The following is an 18,367-nucleotide window of genomic DNA, read 5'->3' as shown; positions in this document are numbered from 1 at the left end:
CCAGTGGCGTGTTTGGGTGGTGCTAGGTCTGGTGGGGGCCTTGGGCTGTTTATAGCGCCCGCCCAGACTGGTGCTGTGAGGCTGTTGATCATCACGGGCTGTGCGGTCCCCGACGCACACGGCGCCGTGGCCTATTCCGCAGGGCAGATCCGCCGGCAGGTGCTCGAGGTGATGGGAGCGAGAGCTAACTGTGCACCCGACTCGCGGCACATCGCCGAGTGCGGATACCTGGTGAGCCTGGTCGCGACAAGTCAGACCGCCTATGAATCGCTCGGCCGCGGAATTCGCTTTCGCGCCTGCGACACCCGCAATCTCACTCGGTTCTCGTACCACCCTGGGAGATAGCGGTGGGCGGCAACACAACGCCTGCCCCTGAGAGTACGTCGGGGGCGGTGTTCGAAGTAGGCGAGAGCTGAGATTTCAGGAGCGGTGGTGGGAGCCGGCCAGGGTGGGGATCTGATCGGCGGGGTCGTCCGTCCCCTCTGGGACGTCGTCGGCGGGCACCAATCCTGCGTCGATAGTGTCGTCGGTGTTCAGGCGTACCAGCTGGTCGCGGGTGAACCCGAAGAACCAGGTGGCGAAGAATCCCACGGTGTAGGCGACGATCAGGCCGCAAGCGTAGCCGAGTGCGGCGGCGCCCCAGCCCTGGCTGCCCTGGAGCAGTGGGAACAGCGAGACGTCACTGGCGCCGATGGCGATCGCGCCGACGGTGTAGCCGAGCTGATCGAATAGGCCGATTACTGCGCCGCCGAATGCGCCGCCGATGCAAGCGGTGATGAAGGGGCGGCCCAGCGGCAGGGTGACGCCGTAGATGAGTGGCTCGCCAACGCCGAGGAATCCTGCGGGCAGTGCACTCTTGATGGTACGTCCGATGCTGGTGTTGCGGCGGAGCCTGAAGAACACGGCGATGGCGGCACCGATTTGGCCGGCGCCGCCCATGGCCAGGACCGGCAGCAGGGTGGTGTAACCGACCTGTTCGATCAGGGTGGTGTGGATAGGGGTGAGTGTTTGGTGCAACCCGGTCATCACCAACGGCAGGAACAGCCCGCCGAGGACGAAGCCAGCGAAGACACCCGCAGTGCTCAGCAGCCAGGTGGCGCCGATACCGATCTGGATAGACACCCAGCCGGCGGCCGGCATCAGGAGGAACAGGGCGGCGAGGCCGGCGATCAGCACGGTCGACGTGGGCACGATGAACAAGGCGAGCACGTCGGGCGCCCATCTGCGGGCCCACCGCTCGACGTAGGCGCCCAGGATGGCGGCGGCCATGGCGCCGAGAACCCCTCCCTGGCCGGGGGCCAGTTGCTGACCCCAGACGACGATGTTTGCGACTCCAGGAGCCACAATGATTCCCCCGATAACGCCGCCGATGATGGGTGTGCCGCCAAACTCTTTGGCAGCGTTCATCGCAACGAACACGGCGAGTAGGGCGAAGAACCCGCTGGACATGACGCTGAAGATCGGAGACAGGGTGGCCAACCACGGAACCTGGCCGCTTGTGGCCAGGTTGGTCAGGATTCCGTTGATGCCGGCGATGAGTCCGCAGGCGATCAGCGCGGGGATCAGTGGGACGAAGATGTTGGAGATGCGCCTCAGAGCGTTCTTGACCGGGGTGTTGTTGCGCTGCTTGTTCTGTTGCCGGATGGCCGCACCTTTGTCGGCCAGCTGAGCGGCCGAGGAGGCAGCCGACCCTTCCGCGCGGGCGGCGCTGAGGGCCGACTCCACGTCGATGGCCACCCGGTCGACCAGACCCGGGCCTAGCACGATCTGGCAGTTATCGCCGGGCAGCGCGGCGAGCACCCCGGCGATCGCACGCAGTGCGGCGACATCGACTCGATCCTGGTCACGGACGCCGACACGCAATCGGGTCATACATTTCTCGACGTCGATGATGTTCTCGGCGCCGCCCAGACCAATGAGCAACTGGTCTGCGATGACTCGTGAGTCGGCCATGACTGATGTCCTTTCGAGCAAAGTGCGGGGTTGCACGGGGCTCCTAGCGGGATGGAGAACCCGGGCTACAAAATTATGTCGTAATATGAAAATAGCTTTCACAGACTTAGGAGTCAAGAGGTAATTATTTTCACCACTCGTCTGCGTTGTTGACGGCAGGTTTCGACAATCCCCAGGCTGAAATCTCTGCTGCGCTGCTGCGCACTGGTCACCGGGGAGATCAGGTGTGGCTCTGATGCACTTAAACGAGTGGACCATTTTGCAGTTGATGTAGTTATTTTGAAACCGTAAGTTGTAGTCCCTCAGTAACGGAGTCAGGCAGGCCACGACCCTGTCGGAACCACACGGGTGCGCCGTATGTGGCGGGTAACGCCTGTGCGACCGTAACTATCGCGAGGACGGCGGTGGCCGAAGTGTTCGGAGCGACAATAGCCGGCCGGAGCCGACCCACGGAAGAGTCAGGAGCCTCAAAAAAAAAAGCGTAATCCCGTGTCCGCTGAATCAATCTCGCTGACTTGGCTATCCGCACAATTGCCGCGATCCTCGTTAGAAGCAGGAATACGGCTGGGCTCTTTCGTAGACTTGCGTGTAGCGCGTGCGCCACAGGGTCCGAGTTTTCGCTCGACTCTTAGAAACTGCGGCTGCGCGTTATGGGCACTACGGAACCTGAAATGTAGGACGCTTCGGGTGAGGCTAGGAAAACGTAGGCGGCGGCGAGTTCGGCTGTTTGTCCTGCCTGGCCCAGTGGGGTTTCCCGACCGAGAGTGGACAGCTTGTCTGGCCATGAAGTTACGGGGATAAGCGGCGTCCAGACTGGCCCGGGCGCGACTGCGTTGACCCGAACCCCGGCTGGGCCTAATTCTTGGGCGAGCGCCCGTGTGAACGCTACGAGTGCGGCTTTGGTCATGGCATAGTCGATCAACACCTGTGCGGGGCTCGATGCCGGGATTGATGACGTGGAGATGATCGATGCTCCCGGCCAGAGGTGCGGGATGGCGGTGCGCGCGATCCACAGAGTCGCATAAAGATTGGTTTTGAAGACCCGGTCGAATTCTGCCGTTGACAGGTTTTCTGGACCGTTCCGGTTTTTTTGGTAGGCGGCGTTGAGCACCAGGATATCCAAGCCGCCGAGGGTTGCCACGGTATCCTTTACGAGGTTGACGCAGTGGGTTTCCTCGCGGATGTCGCCCGGGATGAGCAGGACGGTGCGGCCGGCGGCCCGGATCTGCTCTGCCGTGAATTCGGCATCCGTCTGTTCGTCAGGCAGGTAGGAGATCGCAATATCGGCACCATCTTTGGCGTAGGCGATGGCCACGGCCCGGCCGATGCCTGAGTCGCCGCCTGTGATGAGTGCCCGCCTCCCGACAAGTTTTCCGGCGCCATGGTAGGTGTCTTCGCCACGATCCGGGTGGGGCTTAGTCGCCTCGGTCAGGCCGGGTTGACTCTGTTCCTGCTTGGGGTTGCCGCCGGTGATGTATTTCGTCCTTGGGTTGTCGTTTTGGTTCGTCAAGGCGTGACTCCCTATCGAAAATCGGTGGATGTTGCCGGTTGAGGGAGCACGGCTGACCGCCGTCAGATGACTTCTGTGAGCCGGTGAGTCATCAGCGGATGCGGGCGGCATTGGTCGTTCGCGCGCGGAAGCCGCCGCTAATCTGCACGAGGGCGGGGAGCTGTAGGCCGAGGAGATTATCGAAGGAAAAGAGCACCTCGTTGACAATCCGGCTGGCTTCCCGAGGTGAGATTCCTCGGCGGCAGGTGATGGCCACCTTCAGTGCTGACTGGTTCTTGACGCGGTAGGTGGAGACGTGGGAGGCAACAAGTTCCGGTCGGTTTGTGAGAGCATCTTGGATGGCGTGCTCGGCCACTCTCGACTCGATGACAACCGCGCCACTGCTGGTTTTTCCGTTTAGTGAGACGATCCGGCCGGTGTGCCCTTGGCCTTGACGCAGGCAGAAGGTGACCAGCACCGCGATGAGCAGCACTCCAGCGGCGAGGACGATGAGCCATAACCAGCTGCCGCTGACCGGGATCAAGGATTCGGGAAAGGGGGTGGCCTGAAGCCACCGGGTTGCCCTATCGATGCCAACACGAGTTGCGTTCGTCCAGCTGTCGCGGACGAGCGGAACAAGTGCCACCAGGGCCAGGGTCGCGCCACCGGTCAAGACGAGGAGTCCGACCAGGAAAACAAAGATGCGGTTGAGGATGCGATTGGTGGAGTTCATCCGCCCACCCTCCCCGTGGAGACAACAACGACCTTCGCGTGCAGGGAACGCAGCAATCCAAAAGCCTCAATCTGTTCGCGCACGGCCGTTAGCACCGCCTGCTGATCGATCGCCGTTCCAGAGGTAGGAGTGAGGTGCACGGTGGCGCTACGGGGGGTCACGGTGACCCGCGCGTTGTCTGGGGCCAACCCAGCGACGCGGGCCGCTTCACGAGCCAACGCGGATGCGATCACCTCGTTGTCGACGATGGTCGCGGCCCGTTCGGTCTCGAGCAGATGGCGAGATCGCCGGCCAGGAGTGACAGCCACGACAAGGAGAAGCAGCCCGATGAGGGCGCCGGTGAGGCCGAGCCCGCCCACGAACACGGGCGGTGCAGAGGAAACGCCTGCGACCGCGCCCGCCATACCCGCGGGGGTCGCGAGGAGCCCCGGCCGGCCGAGCAGGTTCAACACGATCTCGATCATGAGCCAGAGGCAGGCGGCGATGGCCAGGATCGCGAGAGTGATCGCTGCAACCGAACGCGGCGAGTAAAGCTCGCGACGGCTGATCCGTTGGTAGGTGGAACGATACTTAGTCATCGCACGCGGCCCTCTGGTCGAATGTCGGCACCGGTGAGCCGCACGGTCACCCGGGACAGGGTAGAACCGGTCAACTCGCCCACCCGGTAATGAATGTGCTGCCTGGCGCGCTCGGCCCGCTCCAGAATCGTGCCCCCGATGCGAGTCACGACGGAGGGATCCCGGTGCACACGGGTGAGCGCAACGACCCGGATGGGGGCGCTGACTGTGAGGGCGAGGTTGCCCTGATCATCGGTGATCTCGGCACCGACCGCCGAGGGGTCAACGCCCAGAGCGTCCGCCGCGACCGCACACACTAACCGATTCAAAGCACGAGTCGAGACGGTGGTCCGGCCGTTTTTGAGCACCGTCGGCGATAGCGTATGACGGGCCGCTGTTTCGGAACTGAGGGTTGTCATGACGACGACCGCTTGCCCCGGAATGCGTCAACCAGGTTCGCAACGCTCAGCTTTCCGTCCATAATCCGCCCGACGATCGCGCCGACCGCCATGGCCGCGGCCACGAACACGCATGGCCAAAAGCCAAGGACCAGCCACGTCAGAGCAAGCACGGCTCCGAACACAGCCCCCGTTTTCGCCAAGGTGCTCACTGAACCCGAGCCTCGGACTTCTCGTCCTTGTCGTCGGTCGGCAGGTACACGTCGTTGATGTTCACGTTCACCTCGGTGACCTCCATTCCAACCAGATCTTCGATCACACGGATCACGGCAGACCGCACCCGCTCGGCCACATCCTGCAGGGCCATGGGGTACTCCGCGACAATGGTGACGTCGGCCGCGACCTGAGTTTCTCCGACCTCCACGTTGATGCCCTGGCTCACGTCCGAGGTGTTCAGGGCATCGCGGATGGCACCGAGCGCCCGGGCGGCTCCGCCGCCAAGAGCGTGCACACCACTGACCTCACGGGCTGCAATGCCGGCGATCTTTGCCACCACAGCGTCGTTGATCACGGTCTTGCCGCGGCCGGGGGTCGCCGAGGCGGAGTTCGGTGCGGTGGAAAGAGTAGGTCTGGTGAGATCTGCCATGGGAGGCTCCTTGTTCGTGTCCCCTGAACGGGACGTATTGCAATGCTTAATATGTAGACGCATGCCACGACGCGTTCGTCACACCCGGTGCTACAGTTCCCAGCGAATCGAGGGGCAAACATTTCAGATAGCAAGAGCAGGGCACTGCTGGCCCACGCCGACGACCGCACCTTGGTGGACCGCGCTGTTGACGGAGACGTTCGAGCATTCGAAGTGATTGTGCGACGGCACGGCCCGTAGGTACGCGCGCACGCGACCCGCAACCTGGGCTGCAGCCACGATGAAGGCGATGTCGTACAGGACACGTTCATCACGGCATGGGCGAAGCTATCGACCTTGAAAGATTCTGCGCTGGTAAGAAGTTGGCTGATGCGCATCGCCAGCCACAAGAGCATTGATCGAATCCGCGCGCGGCGGCAGAACTCCAACCTCGACGACGTCGGCGTGCCCGCATCGGAGGACCATTCACCGACGCAGATAGTGGAGGCGCGTTCGTGTAACGAGGCACTCTCCCAAGTCTTGTCCGCCCTTCCGGAGGATCAACGACAACGCTGGGACCTAGAGAGTTTGGGGACTACCGTTATTCGGAGATCGCTGAGGAACTCGACTTACCCCTTTCTACCGTTCGCGGGCTGCTTGCTAGCGCCCGCGAAACTTTGATTCGCGAGATGGAGGCCTGGCGGTGACGACTAGGAAACGCCCGCCTCACCCCCGGCCTGGTACGAGTCAAATGACGAACCTGACCTCCTTGATGGCCACACCATTGACGAACTCAGCGACTACCTCGACCGAGGCAAGATGCCCACCGACCCGTCGATCGACACATCGGCTGCGTGCCAGATGGCGATGGCCTCCCTTGAGCGCCTGCGCGGCGCAATGAGCACGCTGCTCCGGGATGAGGCAGAAGAGCAACCGGCCCGAGACGACAACTGGGTCACCGCCATCCCGGACAGGATCGTGCTCGACGTCCGGTCCGGGCGCGACATCCCCATCTCGCACCCGTCGCCGAACGCGCAACTCTTCGTCACCGAGGGAGCTGTCCGCGGACTCGTTCGCGCGGCAGGCGATACCGTCGACAACCTCATCGTGGGTCGATGCCGGCTCGACGGGGAGCTCACTGTGCTGGGAGCTCCGATCACGGTCACGGTCGATGCCAGGGCCTGCAAGGGTGAGAACATTCCCCCCTTTGCCGACAAGTTGCGAGACACGCTCGTCGGCGCGCTACGCACCCACACCGAGCTCGCCATCGCGGGCATCGACGTGATCATTCGCGACATCTACCTCACTAAGCCAGAGCACGGCGAAGAAGAAGCAACACCATGACGGATGCCGCCGAGCTCGCAGGGAATCTCGAAGTTATCGTAAGGTCTGTCGCGGGGGTGACAGCCTTGTACCCGACCACGCCGATCGTCGTCACGATTGTCGGGTCTGTTGTCGATGCCCTTACGCAGCGGGAAAAGGCACCGAAACTAGTTGCCGTGACGACGGGAAAGGCCAGCCTGAGCGTGACCGCGAGAATCGGCGTCGCCGACGCAGCGTCATCCACCGGAGTGTGCCGACGTGTGCATGACACGATCGCCGCGAATCCCGCCATTTTGGCGCTTGCCCCCATCAACACCATCTCTGTGACGGTTGCCAGCATCGGCTAGAAGTACGGCCATTTTCCGCCGAGCGTGACGAAACGGCCGGTAGCTGCGTCTTTGAGGTGTGGCACTCTTGCGCTCGGTTCGCATCGTAACGCGCCCCTTCACTTAGGACAGGCGCGACACACGAAGTGACCCTGCCGACCAATCGGCGCGACCCAACTCTGGAGGTTGACATGCAAAACGAATTCACCAGCGCCCTTGCAGTTGGGCTGGCTGCTCTCGACTTTTGTCCCGAAGCTTCTGTTGTTCCTGGTCATTGTGATCGTCGGCTTGATCGTGGCGAAGCTGATCTCCAAGACACTGGCGAAGCTGCCCGGAAAGGTGGACTTTGACCGCGTTATGGAGCGCGGCGGTGTGAAAAAGGCCTTGACCAGCTCGTCCATGGACGCGTCGGACATCATCTCAAAGATTCTGTAGTACATGCTGGTGTTGTTCGCTTTACAGTTTGCATTCGGAGTATTCGGACCCAACCCGGTTAGTGATCTGCTCGCCGGGATCATCGCTTTCTGCCGAAGATCATCGTCATCGCCGCGGCCGTTGCCGCGGGCATGAAGACCCTCATCCAGGGCGCCCTCGGCGGCCTGATCAAGCCCATACAGGCCCGCTGGGAGTCCTACCTCGTCAAGCCGAGGAAGAAGCCCCGAAGATGAAAGAACAGGCCAAGAACGCTCCCAGCGTGAAAGAACAGGCCGAGCAGGCGAAGAACAAGATGCAGAACAGCATGAATTCCGCCGGACCGGCAGCACCCGCCGCACGAACATCGTGCGCTAGCAGACCGGCCCCGCGTGAGTATTACTCGATGGGTGTCCGGTTTGGAATTGGCGGCGCTTAATTCTGAACTGGTCACCCGGGTTGCCGAGCACATCCTCAGCTATTGGAAAGATGGCCTATCCTCGCTCCATCCATCGCACTGGTGGATCCCTGCCCCACTGCGGCCACAGCGCTATAAGCAGAAGCAGGTCCAACGCCACACCGCCCGCGAACGGTGGACCCTTCGGTGGCCAACACCTCGAAGCCCTCGCCATTCATGTGAACCGTGTCGATGCCAAGGTGGACCAGGATCCCGGTCCCCGACGTGGACTGGATGACGAAGGCGTGCGGCTGGACCCGGACGAGGGTGCCACTTACCGGCGCACGAGCCGTCACGGGGCCGATTTCCGGGGAGGGTTGAATGCCACTCCCCCGCCGACGATTTCCTGGGCGAACACGGGGTCGGGAACATCGCCGAGCGAAACCACGGTGCCGCGCAGGGGGCTGAGGATGTTTTCGGGCATGGCGGTGTCTCCTGGAGTGTGACGTGCGGGGAACTGCAGACGAATCGAGAGTTGTTATGGTCGTCAGCGATGCACGCCCGTGACACACGATGCGACCCGCGGCAGTGGGTTACGGTTCGCTCAGGGTGACGTGATGGCGGTGCGGACGTCGCCGAGAGCCTGTTCGAGGCGAGCGGTGGCCGTGGGGAAATCACTGTCGGTGAGCAGCATGACCACGGCGGTCTTGGCATGTCCGCCGGCCTGATCGATTGCAGCGGCGGCGGTATCCGGATCCGCCCCGGTGGCGTCGCTGACGATGCGGCGGGCCCGGTCGACCAATTTGGCGTTCGTGGGTTGGACGTCGACCATCAGGTTGTGGAAGACTTTTCCGGTGCGGATCATGCTGGCGGTGGAGAGCATGTTGCACACCAGCTTTTGCGCCGAGCCTGCCTTCAGCCGGGTAGAGCCGGTCAGGACCTCGGGTCCGGTGTCGACCTCGATGGCGACATCGGCGTGTCTGCTGATCTCCGCGCCGAGATTGCAGGCGACGGAGACGGTGGCCGCCCCAACGCTTCGGGCATGGTCCAGACCGCCGATGACATAGGGGGTTCGGCCGCTGGCGGCGATGCCGACGACCACGTCAGCGACGGTGAGTCCGACTGCCCGCAGGTCGTTCACCGCGAGGTCGGGATCATCTTCGGCACCTTCGACGGCCTGGAGGAACGCACGCTCCCCGCCGGCGATAAGCCCGAGGACTTCCCCGGGGTCGGTACCGAACGTCGGTGGGCATTCGACGGCGTCCAGCACCCCGAGTCGGCCGCTGGTGCCGGCACCTAGGTAGATCAGCCGTCCGCCGCGGCGGCGGGCGCCCACAATCGCATTTACTGCGTTCTCGATCGCCGGTAGTGCCGCCGCCACCGCAACCGGGACTGTGCGGTCCTCTTGGTTCATCACGGTGAGCAGGTCCGCGACGGACATCGTGTCCAAGTCAGTGGTGTGGTCATTTGCGGTCTCGGTGCCCAATGTGGCGAGTGCCATGGTGTTGTCCCTGTTCCTGGTGTTGTTGAAGCTATTCATGGTTGTTTGTTTCGTCCCGGATGAGAGGTGACGGCGGCGTAGGTGCGTTCCAGCGCGGCTCGGGCACCGGGTAGCGTTTGTGCGACGCCGACAAAGATGGCGTCGACGAGCAGGAGCTGCCCAGTGCGGCTGGCCATCGCTGCGGAACGGAAGCCAAACTCTCGACCCGCGGTGACCAAGACGTGTTCGCCGTGGGCCGCCAATCGGGAGCGGGCGGCGCCAGTGATGGCCACCGTGCCGGCGCCGGTCGACCGGGCCGATTGCAGTGGCGCGACGGTGCCGGGGTTCTCTCCCGAGTGGGAAACGCCGATGGCCAGGTCGGCGCGGCCGAGCAGCGAAGCGCTGACCATCGCCGCGTCGTGTTCGGTGTACGCCCGGGCGACCAGTCCGACCCGGTTCAATTTCGCAGTTAGATCCTCCGCGACCAGGCCAGACGCGCCGATGCCATACACGTCGATCCGGCGAGCAGCCCGGATCAAATTGATCACTTTCTCCAGGGCGACGGGATCGACGAGTTCGGCGGTGGCGCGGAGCTGTTCAGACTCGAACGCGGCCAGCTTGGTCAACACCACGCCGATCCGGTCGCCGTCGGCGATGTCGGCGCCCACCGGGACACCACCGTCGTGGTTCGCACCACCCTGCGCAGCCAGCGCGAGCCGGAGCTGCGGGTATCCGTCAAAACCGAGACGCCGAGCGGTGCGGACCACGCTCGCGGTGCTCGTCGACGCGCATTCGGCGAGCTCGTTGACTGTCAGAGCCGACGCCGCCGTGGTGTCAGACAGCAGGACCCGCCCGATCCGGCCCTCCGCCGGGGTCAGGCCAGGCAACATCGCCCGGAGCCTCGCGACCACATCTGACGGAGCCGGAGTGGTTGGTCCGATGAGCTCACGCCTAGCATCGGTCGAGACGCCACGATCAGGAGCATGCCTGTAGTCCTTCTTGGGTGTCATGGGCGCCCTCCTCCCCTCGGGTTGCAGTCTCGGGGCCATCCCGAGCCTGTAACAAAGTTACACTTTTTTGAACCGATAATGTCAAGAGTTTCTATGGTTTCTCCCATGACGGATTGGCGGCAAAGCAGATCCGCGTACCGCCTCAGCAGCCTCTGAAAGCCAGTCCCAGCGCGCGATGAGAGAAGCACGCGCCAAGAATGCGCTCATCGCAGCGCTCGAGCCGCCGCGTCGCGATCATGCTCCGCGCAGCCCCTCCAGTTTTTCGTCGCAAGGCGGTGAAGGTGGAACGCACGCCCCAGTGCTCAGGGGCTACCCGCGAACCGAGCAGACAGCGGACCGCTGATGCGCGCGCCGACTCACGACAAGCCCGCGGATCACCCGGTCAGCCAAGCGGAGTGACTTGATTTCTCTTTGCTTTGTCAAACGATTTATGCGGATACGGCGCAGGAACGCCTTGCAGGGTCCAATCGCGCAACAGGTGTGTGCGGCGCACCTCGTAGTGAGCGCAAATCACGAGGATCCGCCCGATCACAGGAGGTCAAGTCCCATGGCACTTCTCACCCAACACTCCCTGTCAGGTTTCATCGCCTCGGAGCCACAGCAATCCGTCACCGAGAGCGGCGACACCCGCTTCTACGTGCGAATCCGACAGCCGCACTTCCGCCGCGAAGAAAGCGGCGACTTCACCATGCTCGAGCCGAGCTTCCACGACCTCGTCGCCTACCGCGCCACCGCCGACCGCGCGGTCGCCCGGTTCGCGAAGGGCGCCAGCTTCGTGCCCTGAGACCTGCGACTCTTGGACGCAGTACATCGGACGAGAGGCCATCGCTCTTCTGAGCGAGGACGGCCTTTGCTCGGACGGCACTGCCGGGTCACTGGTCGACGCCTCCACCGTGGAGAACCAGCCCGGGAGCGGTTTCGCGAGGAACGAGGCTGGCAACTATGCCGGCATGACTCATGCATGTGTGCGGACCGCTAGCCGGTAGCGGCAACTCGAACGACGATGCCTTCCTGAATCTTGGGCGCGACTACCCGGATACCGGGCGATTCCAAATCGTGCTCTGGGACATCGGCGGCGTGGAGCCCATCCCGCACGGAACGACTTCGTTCACGATGGGTGAAATCACGCTGTGCGAGGGCGTCGCTCAGGTCGAGCTGGAATTCGCCGGTCAGGTCGAAATCTACGAAGAGGCACCCGTCGGCGCTCCCATACACCCTGCTCTCGACCGCCCTCTCACCGGCCCCTGGCGATGTAGATTTCAGGGGTCAATATGGTTGGGGTGCCGGCACCCCGGCGGGAGCGTCCTAGGGGAAACTCCGACGGCACCTCCCCCTCGGAACCGGACTGCGCGGCCTACTCTGGCAGGAGTCGCATTTGGCCCATCCGTAAGGAAATCCCGCTCACATGCGTTTCAGTGGTCGCTCGGCAAGTTCCTGGCCGTCCCTCACCGAAATGTTGCGAGAAGCGGGACCGATTGGACGCGCAACGAAGCATTGCCCGAAACTCAGTCTAGAGCAGAGCTGGGTGGCATCGGATCAAAAAGAAAGGCCCAGTGACCGACAGAATTCCTGGTCAAAGGGCCTTTATGTGTAGCGGGAGCGGGAATTGAACCCGCGACACCACGATTATGAGCCGTGTGCTCTAACCAACTGAGCTACCCCGCCACGACCTGTCGGCTGCAAGAGCTTCCAAGCCAGAGCCCCCTGTGGGAATCGGACCCACTACCTCTTCCTTACCAAGGAAGTGCTCTACCAATGAGCTAAGGGGGCGAAGCATCCGTGTGAACGAAAACCAAGCCAAATTTCGGCAACCGGTAAATATTATCACCAAGTCGGCCGGCTCGATGACCGTGGGGTGGAATCGGGCACCGAAACCCCCGGCAGCGCCCACGCGGTGAAGCTCGGCCCGTCCGTTTCCAGACGGATGCGCCTGCCCGCCACGCTGACGGCGGCGTCGCCCAGGAGCCGGGTCGGCTCCCCCGCCACGGACCCGAGCGGCAGTGTCACCGCGCACGCGGCGCGGGCCGCGACCAACAGCACCGACTCCTCCGCACACTCGCGCACGTAGACGAGCACATCCGCACCCACGTGCACCCAGCGCATCCCGCCGCCGTTCAGGGCCGGGTGGGCGGTGCGCAAGCGGATCAGCGCCGCGTACAGGTCGATTGTGGCCGCCACCTCGGAGTCACCCGCCGTATCCCACGGCATGGGCGTGCGCGAGCCCTCGCCGTCGTCGCCGGCCAGGCCGAATTCGTCGCCGGCGAAGACCACCGGGATGCCCGGCAGGGTCGCGCTCAGCCCGAAGGCGACGGCCACTCCCCCGTCGATCGCATGGGTGCGGAACCTTGGAGTGTCGTGCGTGTCGAGGGCGTTCATTGTAGCCAGGCGAGTGCGCCAGGGGTAGCCGGCCGTGAACCGGAGGTGGGCGTCCACGAACGCCCGCCCGTCGGTCAGCGGGATGGTGCCGTAGGGCAGCCCGAAGAATGTCGAGGGGCTGTGCGGCTTCGAGAGCCAGCTCCACACCGGTCGGGTGAAGGTCGTATAGGTCATCGCGCCGTGCCAGCCGTCGCCCTGGAAGTCGTCCGAGGCATCATTGGTCGATTCGCCGAGCAGGATGGTGTCGGGGTTCTCCGCGATCATGGTGCGGCGGATGGTCTGCCGCACCAGGGCGTTCAGGTCCTCCCCCTGCAGGCGGCCGGTCATGTTCGCCACATCGATGCGCCAGCCGTCGAGGTGGTAGGGGGCCCGCAGCCACTTCGCCACCACCGACTGCGGGCCCTCGATGAACCGGCGGCGCAGCTCGATCGAGGTCCAGTTGAACTTCGGCAGGCTGGGTACGCCGAGCCAGGACGCGTAGTCCTCGTGCCGGTCGTCGAGCCAGTAGTAGAAGGCGCTCTCGACGGCATCCGGGGCACGGTGCGCCGCCCGGAACCACTCGTGCCGGTTGCCGGAGTGGTTCGAGGTGAGGTCGCCGATCACCTTGAAGCCCCGCTCGTGGGCAGCCTCGACCAGCCGCACGAGGGCAGCGTCGCCGCCCAGTGCCGGGTCGACCACGTCGAAGCTCCGCGCGTCGTAGCGGTGGCTCGAGCCGGCCGGGAACACGGGTGTCAGGTAGAGCAGGGTGACGCCGAGCCGTTCGAGGTGGTCCAGGTGCAGGACGATGCCGTCGAGGTCCCCACCGTAGAACTGGTGCGAACGGGCCGGTTGCTCCGCCGCTACCGGGTCACCCCACGCCGCGGGCACGGCCCAGGTCGGCTTCTCGCGCAGCGCGGCGGCCGTGGAACGCCCGAAACGATCCGGGAAGATCTGGTACATCACGGTCGACGCGACCCAGTCCGGCGGTGCCGGATGGCTGAGCAGCTTGAAGTCCTCCGCGTCGACGGTCTCGAAGGAATGCACCCCGGCGGCGTTCAGCCACCAGTGCCCGCCGTCGGCCCGGTTGATCAGGAACCGGTAGCCGTTGACCGGGTTCAGGATCTCGACCTCGGCCTCCCACCACCGCCAGCCCTCCGCCGCGCCGAGTAGGCGGGCGTCGTGGAAGCGCGGTTCCCGGTCGGGCGTCGAACGCACGTGCACGGATGCGACGGCGCCCCATGCCTCCGGCACCCGCACCCGCACCCGCACGCCGACCGTGTCGCCCGGCCGCGGCGCCTGGTCCGAGACGTACAGGGCCGACCCGTCGTGGTGCGGGAGCATGCGCGCCCTACTTCACCGATCCGGCGGTCAGGCCACCGACGATGTACTTCTGCAGCCAGAGGAACAGGGCCATCACGGGCAGGGCCGCGAGCACGGCGCCGGCCGCGAAGACCGAGTAGTTGGTGGAGAATTTCTGAGACACGAACTGGTAGAGGCCCACCGCGAGGGTCTGATTCTCGGGGCTGATCAGCACGATGCTCGCGATGACGAACTCGTTCGTCGTGCCGATGAAAGAGAGGAGACCGACGACCGCCAAAATGGGTGCGACCAGTCGCAGGATGATCGTGAAGAAGATGCGAGCGTGACCAGCACCGTCCAACTTGGCGGCCTCGTCGATCGAAGCGGGAATCGTGTTGAAAAATCCGTACATCAGGTAGGTGTTCACCCCAAGAGCCCCGCCGAGGTAGACCATGATCAGGCCGACCTGCGAGTCCAGTCCGATCGCCGGGAAGATATCAGAGATGCCGTTGAGCAGAAGGAATATCGCGACGACAGCCAACAGTTGGGGAAACATCTGCAACAGTACGAGCGTGAGCAGTCCCCCCCGGCGACCGAAAAAACGCATCCGGGAGAAGGAATATGCCGCAAGGGCCCCCAAAAAAACCGTGCCGATCGAGGTGATCACTCCGATGATCAGGGTATTGCCGTACCAGGCGGCGTATGGCTGTTGGGGCAGGTTGAAGAGCGTCACAAAGCTGCCGAGGCTCACCTCGCTGAATAGCCCATTTGCGGTGATCAGGGTGCCACCGGGTTGCAACGCTGCCGAGAGCACGTAGACAAGGGGGAACGCCGAGAACACGGCCATGAACACGCCGATCAGGTGGCGCCATCCCGTTGCTTTGAACCAGCGCTTGAACTGGAATGACGAATTTCTCACGACGATGCGGTCGCTAGTCTCCCGATTGTTGACCTGCATGTCAGTTCAGCTCCTCTAGTGCCTTGGTCTGCCTAAAGCTGATGATCGACACGATCGCGACCAGCAGGAAAATGATGATGGAGAACGCACTCGCCAATCCGTAGTCGCGGTTCGCACCGACGAAGGCGACCTTGTAGACCATCGAGATGAGGATGTCGGTCGCACCGACATTCACTCCCGCGGTAACGTCTCTCGGCCCGCCATTGGTGAGCATGTAGATGAGGTTGAAGTTGTTGAAGTTGAACGCGAACGACGAGATGAGCAGCGGGGCCACCGACACGAGCAGCAGCGGAAGCTTGATCAGCCGGAACACCTGCCAGGGCCGCGCCCCGTCGACCGTTGCTGCCTCCTGCAACTCGCCGGGAATCGACTGAAGAGCACCCGTGCAGACCAGGAACATGTAGGGAAAGCCGAGCCACAGGTTCACGAAGATGATGCTGAATTTGGCCAGCCACTCGTTTGTGAGCCAGGGTATTTCCGCCCCGCCGAACAGCACCTGGTTGACGAAGCCGAACTGCGGGTTGAGCAGCCCAGCCCAGACCAGCGCGGACAGGAATGCCGGGAACGCGTAGGGAAGAATCAAGACGACGCGGTAGACGTTGCGTCCGCGCATCCGCAGGTCATTGAAGACCAGCGCCAGAAAGAGCCCGAGCGCGAACGTGGTGGCGACAGAAAGGAAAGCGAAGGCAAAGGTCCACAGGGTCACGTTGATCAGCGGCCCCCGAATGGATTCCGTGCCGAACGCACGGGCAAAGTTATCGAATCCGACCTCAACTTTCCAGCCGGGGCGCAGTTCGGTACCGTCCTCCGCGGCGAACGCTCCGACCGTGCCGTCCTCGGCGTAGACGACGTTCGTCGTGGTGTTCGTCATCGTTCTCGCGGCCTCGTCGTAGACCAGATCGGACAGGTCGAGATAGGCCTTTGAGCCGTCCGGGGTGCGGAGCACCCCCTCGTTCGGGTCGTCGGTGAGCGGCACCGAGAGGGCCGCGATGACCTCTTGATTGGCAGCGATGTCGCTGAACTTGAGCGAGGTGTAGCCGGGAAGTGCGGTGGCGACGCCGTCGGCATCCGTCTCGGCATCGGTGACTTCACGCAGGGGCGCGTCGGTGCCGCCGACGCTGATCCGGCCGTCAGGGTCGGTGACGAGGAGGCTGTAGGCACCCAGTTGCTCGATCACGGTGATGTCATACGCGACCGAGTCCGGCACTCGTTGCTGCGCGGAGGCGATGAGTGATGCGACCGCGTCCGCCCTGGTGCTGTTGTGCCCGGTGCCGTAGTTCGTGAACGCGATGTAGCCGGAATAGCCCACAACAAAGATCTGGAAGATCACGAGGAAGATCAGGCCGGGGGTGAGGTACTTGGCCGGCAGAGCGTTTTTGCTGAAGTAGATCCAGTTGACGATCAGGGTGACTGCCAGAACGAGTCCGAAGATGACCCAGTCCTGTTTCAGGAAGAGCACGAAGAGAGCGTAGACGCTGATTGCGTCGACGATACCGAGGAGCAGAATTTTCACCAGGAGAATCTTGATCCCGACGGACGCCGCCTCGGCAATTCGTCCCGCCCGCTTGGATTGCCTCCACTGGGTGACCAGCGAGTTGTCGCGCGCGGTGCGATCGCGACCTGTTCGTGGGGTGGGCATCTTCGTCCGTTCTCTGGCGCCTGCCGGCAACCTTGCCTGATGTGCGGTGAGGGAGCACGCTGTGCCCGGCCCCCTGATGAAGCCGGGCACACGGTGTTACTTCGCGATGGCGCCCTGGATTTCGCCGGTCATCTTCTGCCACAGCGCTGCCGGGTCACCCTCGCCCGCGATGATCGCGGCCTCGGTGACGCCCCAGAACTGCCAGACCTTGCCCATTTGCGGGATGTTCGGCATCGGAACGGCGGTTGCTCCGACCGTACCGAAACCGGCGGTGATCGGGTCGGCGGCAGCTGCCTCGAAGGCGCTGGTCAGCGCGGGCGGGCGCCCGCCGACCTCGTAGAGCGCGGTCTGCACCTCTTCGGAGCCGATGTAGTTCACCAGGAACTCATTGGCAGCGAGAGCGTTCTTGGTCTTCGCACTCACGAAGAAGCCCTGCACGCCGACAAACGGCTGGGCAGGGTTGCTGCTGGCGGTCGGGATCGGGTCGATCGCGACGTCGATGCCGGCCTTCTGGGCATCCGGGACATTCCACGGACCGGAGAGGAAGAACGGCGATGCGCCGGCGTTGAACTTCTCTTTGGCGATGTCGTTGGTGATGTTCACGCTGAGGTGCCCTGCGGCGCCTTCGGATGCGAGCCAGGCCGCGTAGGCCTCTCCACCGGCGTTGCCGATCGAGAGGTCTTCGGCGTTGTAGCTGCCGTCGGAGTTGGTGCCGAACACGGGGGCGCCGAACGAGGTCTGGAACGGGTACAGGTGATACGGGTCCGATTCCGGTCCAACGGGCACGAGGAACGGGAACTCAGTGCCGGCGGCGGTGCCGGCGGCGACCATGTCCGCGTACGTCGCCGGCGCGGTCGGCGCCAGGGCCGTGTTGCGGAGGAGGGCGATGTTCTCGATCGAGTAGGGGACACCGTAGGTCTTGCCCTCGAAGGTCATCGCGGTGACGGCGACCGGCTGGAAGTCAGCGGTCGTATCGCCGAGTTCGACGGGCTTGAGCACGCCGTTCGAGACGAGGTTCCCGATCCAGTCGTGGGCGCCGATCGTGATGTCGGGGCCCTTGCCGGTCGGAACCTGGGCGATGAACTCTTCCTGGATCTTGGGGAAGTCCTTCTGGATGAGTTTTACCTTGACGCCGGATTCCTTCGTGAATGCCGCCGCCGCGTCTTTGAGGACCGTGCCGCGGTCAGCATCGACCCAAACCGTCAAGGTGTTGGCGGCGGCTTTATCGCCCTCGCCACCCTGCGGAGAGGCCCCGCCGGAGCATCCGGACAATGCGAGGGACGCTGCGACCACTACTGCGCCGGCAGCGACGAGACCTTTCATGTTCACCATCATTGGTGTGCCTTTCTCAGGACATTGAAAATTTATGCAAGCGTTTACATTTATAGCAAGTATCGGAACCATTGACAACTGA

The 18,367-nt window shown here is 63.6% G+C and carries 20 protein-coding genes, 2 tRNA genes and 1 pseudogene; 6 read left to right on the top strand and 17 right to left on the bottom strand.

What is annotated here, in order from left to right; translation table 11 throughout:
- Window positions 1-420: 420 nt before the first annotated feature.
- The 7 genes from CXY79_RS08700 to CXY79_RS08670 form a co-directional block, all read right to left on the bottom strand.
- Window positions 421-1,953, bottom strand: coding sequence for a PTS transporter subunit EIIC (locus CXY79_RS08700; protein WP_104100734.1), 1,533 nt, complete (start codon window positions 1,951-1,953; stop codon window positions 421-423).
- A gap of 628 nt (window positions 1,954-2,581) precedes the next feature.
- Window positions 2,582-3,463, bottom strand: coding sequence for an SDR family oxidoreductase (locus CXY79_RS08695; protein ID WP_233191375.1), 882 nt, complete (start codon window positions 3,461-3,463; stop codon window positions 2,582-2,584).
- Window positions 3,464-3,554: 91 nt separating this feature from the next.
- On the bottom strand, window positions 3,555-4,175 hold the full coding sequence (locus CXY79_RS08690; protein ID WP_104100732.1) for a hypothetical protein: 621 nt from the start codon (window positions 4,173-4,175) through the stop codon (window positions 3,555-3,557).
- Window positions 4,172-4,753, bottom strand: coding sequence for a DUF6286 domain-containing protein (locus CXY79_RS08685; protein ID WP_104100731.1), 582 nt, complete (start codon window positions 4,751-4,753; stop codon window positions 4,172-4,174). The genes CXY79_RS08690 and CXY79_RS08685 overlap by 4 nt, the downstream gene beginning before the upstream one ends.
- A complete protein-coding gene (locus CXY79_RS08680; RefSeq protein ID WP_233191374.1) occupies window positions 4,750-5,049 on the bottom strand; it encodes a hypothetical protein in 300 nt (99 codons plus the stop codon). Before CXY79_RS08680 ends, CXY79_RS08685 begins: the two co-directional genes overlap by 4 nt.
- 98 nt (window positions 5,050-5,147) lie before the next feature.
- The gene (locus CXY79_RS08675; protein ID WP_347232577.1) at window positions 5,148-5,315 is read right to left on the bottom strand and encodes a DUF2273 domain-containing protein; all 168 of its coding nucleotides are present in this window, start codon (window positions 5,313-5,315) and stop codon (window positions 5,148-5,150) included.
- Window positions 5,316-5,338: 23 nt separating this feature from the next.
- Window positions 5,339-5,776, bottom strand: a complete 438-nt coding sequence (locus tag CXY79_RS08670; protein ID WP_104100729.1) for an Asp23/Gls24 family envelope stress response protein — start codon at window positions 5,774-5,776, stop codon at window positions 5,339-5,341.
- 264 nt (window positions 5,777-6,040) lie between these two features.
- Between CXY79_RS08670 and CXY79_RS16930 the strand changes: the two are divergent.
- The 5 genes and pseudogenes from CXY79_RS16930 to CXY79_RS08650 all read left to right on the top strand — a co-directional run.
- A pseudogene (locus CXY79_RS16930) lies at window positions 6,041-6,271 on the top strand (RNA polymerase sigma factor); the annotation flags it as partial.
- Between the two features lie 56 nt (window positions 6,272-6,327).
- Window positions 6,328-6,462 (top strand): sigma factor-like helix-turn-helix DNA-binding protein, encoded by a 135-nt coding sequence (locus CXY79_RS16925; RefSeq protein WP_369827963.1) that lies wholly within the window; start codon window positions 6,328-6,330, stop codon window positions 6,460-6,462.
- Between the two features lie 112 nt (window positions 6,463-6,574).
- A complete protein-coding gene (locus tag CXY79_RS08660) occupies window positions 6,575-7,099 on the top strand; it encodes a hypothetical protein (RefSeq protein WP_233191373.1) in 525 nt (174 codons plus the stop codon).
- Window positions 7,096-7,425, top strand: a complete 330-nt coding sequence (locus CXY79_RS08655) for a hypothetical protein (RefSeq protein ID WP_104100727.1) — start codon at window positions 7,096-7,098, stop codon at window positions 7,423-7,425. The genes CXY79_RS08660 and CXY79_RS08655 overlap by 4 nt, the downstream gene beginning before the upstream one ends.
- A gap of 195 nt (window positions 7,426-7,620) precedes the next feature.
- Entirely contained in the window at window positions 7,621-7,839 is a 219-nt protein-coding gene (locus CXY79_RS08650) for a hypothetical protein (RefSeq protein ID WP_158250255.1), read from the top strand.
- A gap of 450 nt (window positions 7,840-8,289) precedes the next feature.
- Here the strand turns inward: CXY79_RS08650 and CXY79_RS16920 are convergent, their stop codons facing one another.
- The 4 genes from CXY79_RS16920 to CXY79_RS08635 all read right to left on the bottom strand — a co-directional run bounded on the left by CXY79_RS16920 (window position 8,290) and on the right by CXY79_RS08635 (window position 10,702).
- Entirely contained in the window at window positions 8,290-8,568 is a 279-nt protein-coding gene (locus tag CXY79_RS16920) for a PTS glucose transporter subunit IIA (RefSeq protein WP_199186747.1), read from the bottom strand.
- Window positions 8,565-8,696 carry a PTS glucose transporter subunit IIA gene (locus CXY79_RS16215; RefSeq protein WP_134401013.1) on the bottom strand — a complete coding sequence of 44 codons (132 nt, stop codon included), beginning with the start codon at window positions 8,694-8,696 and terminating at the stop codon, window positions 8,565-8,567. The genes CXY79_RS16920 and CXY79_RS16215 overlap by 4 nt, the downstream gene beginning before the upstream one ends.
- 120 nt (window positions 8,697-8,816) lie before the next feature.
- Complete coding sequence (murQ, locus tag CXY79_RS08640) at window positions 8,817-9,752, bottom strand: N-acetylmuramic acid 6-phosphate etherase (protein WP_198411428.1); 936 nt, start codon at window positions 9,750-9,752, stop codon at window positions 8,817-8,819.
- Complete coding sequence (locus CXY79_RS08635; RefSeq protein ID WP_104100725.1) at window positions 9,749-10,702, bottom strand: MurR/RpiR family transcriptional regulator; 954 nt, start codon at window positions 10,700-10,702, stop codon at window positions 9,749-9,751. The genes murQ and CXY79_RS08635 overlap by 4 nt, the downstream gene beginning before the upstream one ends.
- Before the next feature lie 547 nt (window positions 10,703-11,249).
- Here CXY79_RS08635 and CXY79_RS08630 point away from each other — a divergent pair.
- Entirely contained in the window at window positions 11,250-11,486 is a 237-nt protein-coding gene (locus CXY79_RS08630; RefSeq protein WP_104100724.1) for a hypothetical protein, read from the top strand.
- Between the two features lie 807 nt (window positions 11,487-12,293).
- On the opposite strand, the gene CXY79_RS08620 is transcribed toward CXY79_RS08630, so the two are convergent.
- The 6 genes from CXY79_RS08620 to CXY79_RS08595 all read right to left on the bottom strand — a co-directional run bounded on the left by CXY79_RS08620 (window position 12,294) and on the right by CXY79_RS08595 (window position 18,288).
- Window positions 12,294-12,367, bottom strand: a tRNA-Met gene (locus tag CXY79_RS08620).
- 33 nt (window positions 12,368-12,400) lie between these two features.
- Window positions 12,401-12,472, bottom strand: a tRNA-Thr gene (locus CXY79_RS08615).
- A gap of 54 nt (window positions 12,473-12,526) precedes the next feature.
- Window positions 12,527-14,398: a glycoside hydrolase family 13 protein gene (locus tag CXY79_RS08610; RefSeq protein ID WP_104100722.1), complete on the bottom strand. Its 1,872-nt coding sequence runs from the start codon at window positions 14,396-14,398 to the stop codon at window positions 12,527-12,529.
- Between the two features lie 7 nt (window positions 14,399-14,405).
- On the bottom strand, window positions 14,406-15,314 hold the full coding sequence (locus CXY79_RS08605) for a sugar ABC transporter permease (protein WP_104100721.1): 909 nt from the start codon (window positions 15,312-15,314) through the stop codon (window positions 14,406-14,408).
- Window position 15,315: 1 nt separating this feature from the next.
- Window positions 15,316-16,953, bottom strand: a complete 1,638-nt coding sequence (locus CXY79_RS08600; RefSeq protein WP_104100720.1) for an ABC transporter permease subunit — start codon at window positions 16,951-16,953, stop codon at window positions 15,316-15,318.
- 96 nt (window positions 16,954-17,049) lie between these two features.
- Window positions 17,050-18,288, bottom strand: a complete 1,239-nt coding sequence (locus CXY79_RS08595; protein WP_104100719.1) for a maltose ABC transporter substrate-binding protein — start codon at window positions 18,286-18,288, stop codon at window positions 17,050-17,052.
- Window positions 18,289-18,367: the final 79 nt, after the last annotated feature.

The organism is Cryobacterium sp. M96 (assembly GCF_002929845.1).
Taxonomy (GTDB): domain Bacteria; phylum Actinomycetota; class Actinomycetes; order Actinomycetales; family Microbacteriaceae; genus Cryobacterium; species Cryobacterium sandaracinum.
This window is presented reverse-complemented; position numbering and strand designations above follow the sequence as displayed.

Excerpts from the sequence above, each read along its gene's own strand:
- CXY79_RS08610 (WP_104100722.1), bottom strand. The coding sequence starts at position 14,398 with ATGCTCCCGCACCACGACGGGTCGGCCCTGTACGTCTCGGACCAGGCG.
- CXY79_RS08600 (WP_104100720.1), bottom strand. The coding sequence starts at position 16,953 with ATGCCCACCCCACGAACAGGTCGCGATCGCACCGCGCGCGACAACTCG.
- CXY79_RS08660 (WP_233191373.1), top strand. The coding sequence starts at position 6,575 with ATGCCCACCGACCCGTCGATCGACACATCGGCTGCGTGCCAGATGGCG.
- CXY79_RS08655 (WP_104100727.1), top strand. The coding sequence starts at position 7,096 with ATGACGGATGCCGCCGAGCTCGCAGGGAATCTCGAAGTTATCGTAAGG.
- CXY79_RS08605 (WP_104100721.1), bottom strand. The coding sequence starts at position 15,314 with ATGCAGGTCAACAATCGGGAGACTAGCGACCGCATCGTCGTGAGAAAT.
- CXY79_RS08700 (WP_104100734.1), bottom strand. The coding sequence starts at position 1,953 with ATGGCCGACTCACGAGTCATCGCAGACCAGTTGCTCATTGGTCTGGGC.
- CXY79_RS08595 (WP_104100719.1), bottom strand. The coding sequence starts at position 18,288 with ATGATGGTGAACATGAAAGGTCTCGTCGCTGCCGGCGCAGTAGTGGTC.
- murQ (WP_198411428.1), bottom strand. The coding sequence starts at position 9,752 with ATGAATAGCTTCAACAACACCAGGAACAGGGACAACACCATGGCACTC.
- CXY79_RS08630 (WP_104100724.1), top strand. The coding sequence starts at position 11,250 with ATGGCACTTCTCACCCAACACTCCCTGTCAGGTTTCATCGCCTCGGAG.
- CXY79_RS08690 (WP_104100732.1), bottom strand. The coding sequence starts at position 4,175 with ATGAACTCCACCAATCGCATCCTCAACCGCATCTTTGTTTTCCTGGTC.
- CXY79_RS08670 (WP_104100729.1), bottom strand. The coding sequence starts at position 5,776 with ATGGCAGATCTCACCAGACCTACTCTTTCCACCGCACCGAACTCCGCC.
- CXY79_RS08685 (WP_104100731.1), bottom strand. The coding sequence starts at position 4,753 with ATGACTAAGTATCGTTCCACCTACCAACGGATCAGCCGTCGCGAGCTT.
- CXY79_RS08635 (WP_104100725.1), bottom strand. The coding sequence starts at position 10,702 with ATGACACCCAAGAAGGACTACAGGCATGCTCCTGATCGTGGCGTCTCG.
- CXY79_RS16215 (WP_134401013.1), bottom strand. The coding sequence starts at position 8,696 with ATGCCCGAAAACATCCTCAGCCCCCTGCGCGGCACCGTGGTTTCGCTC.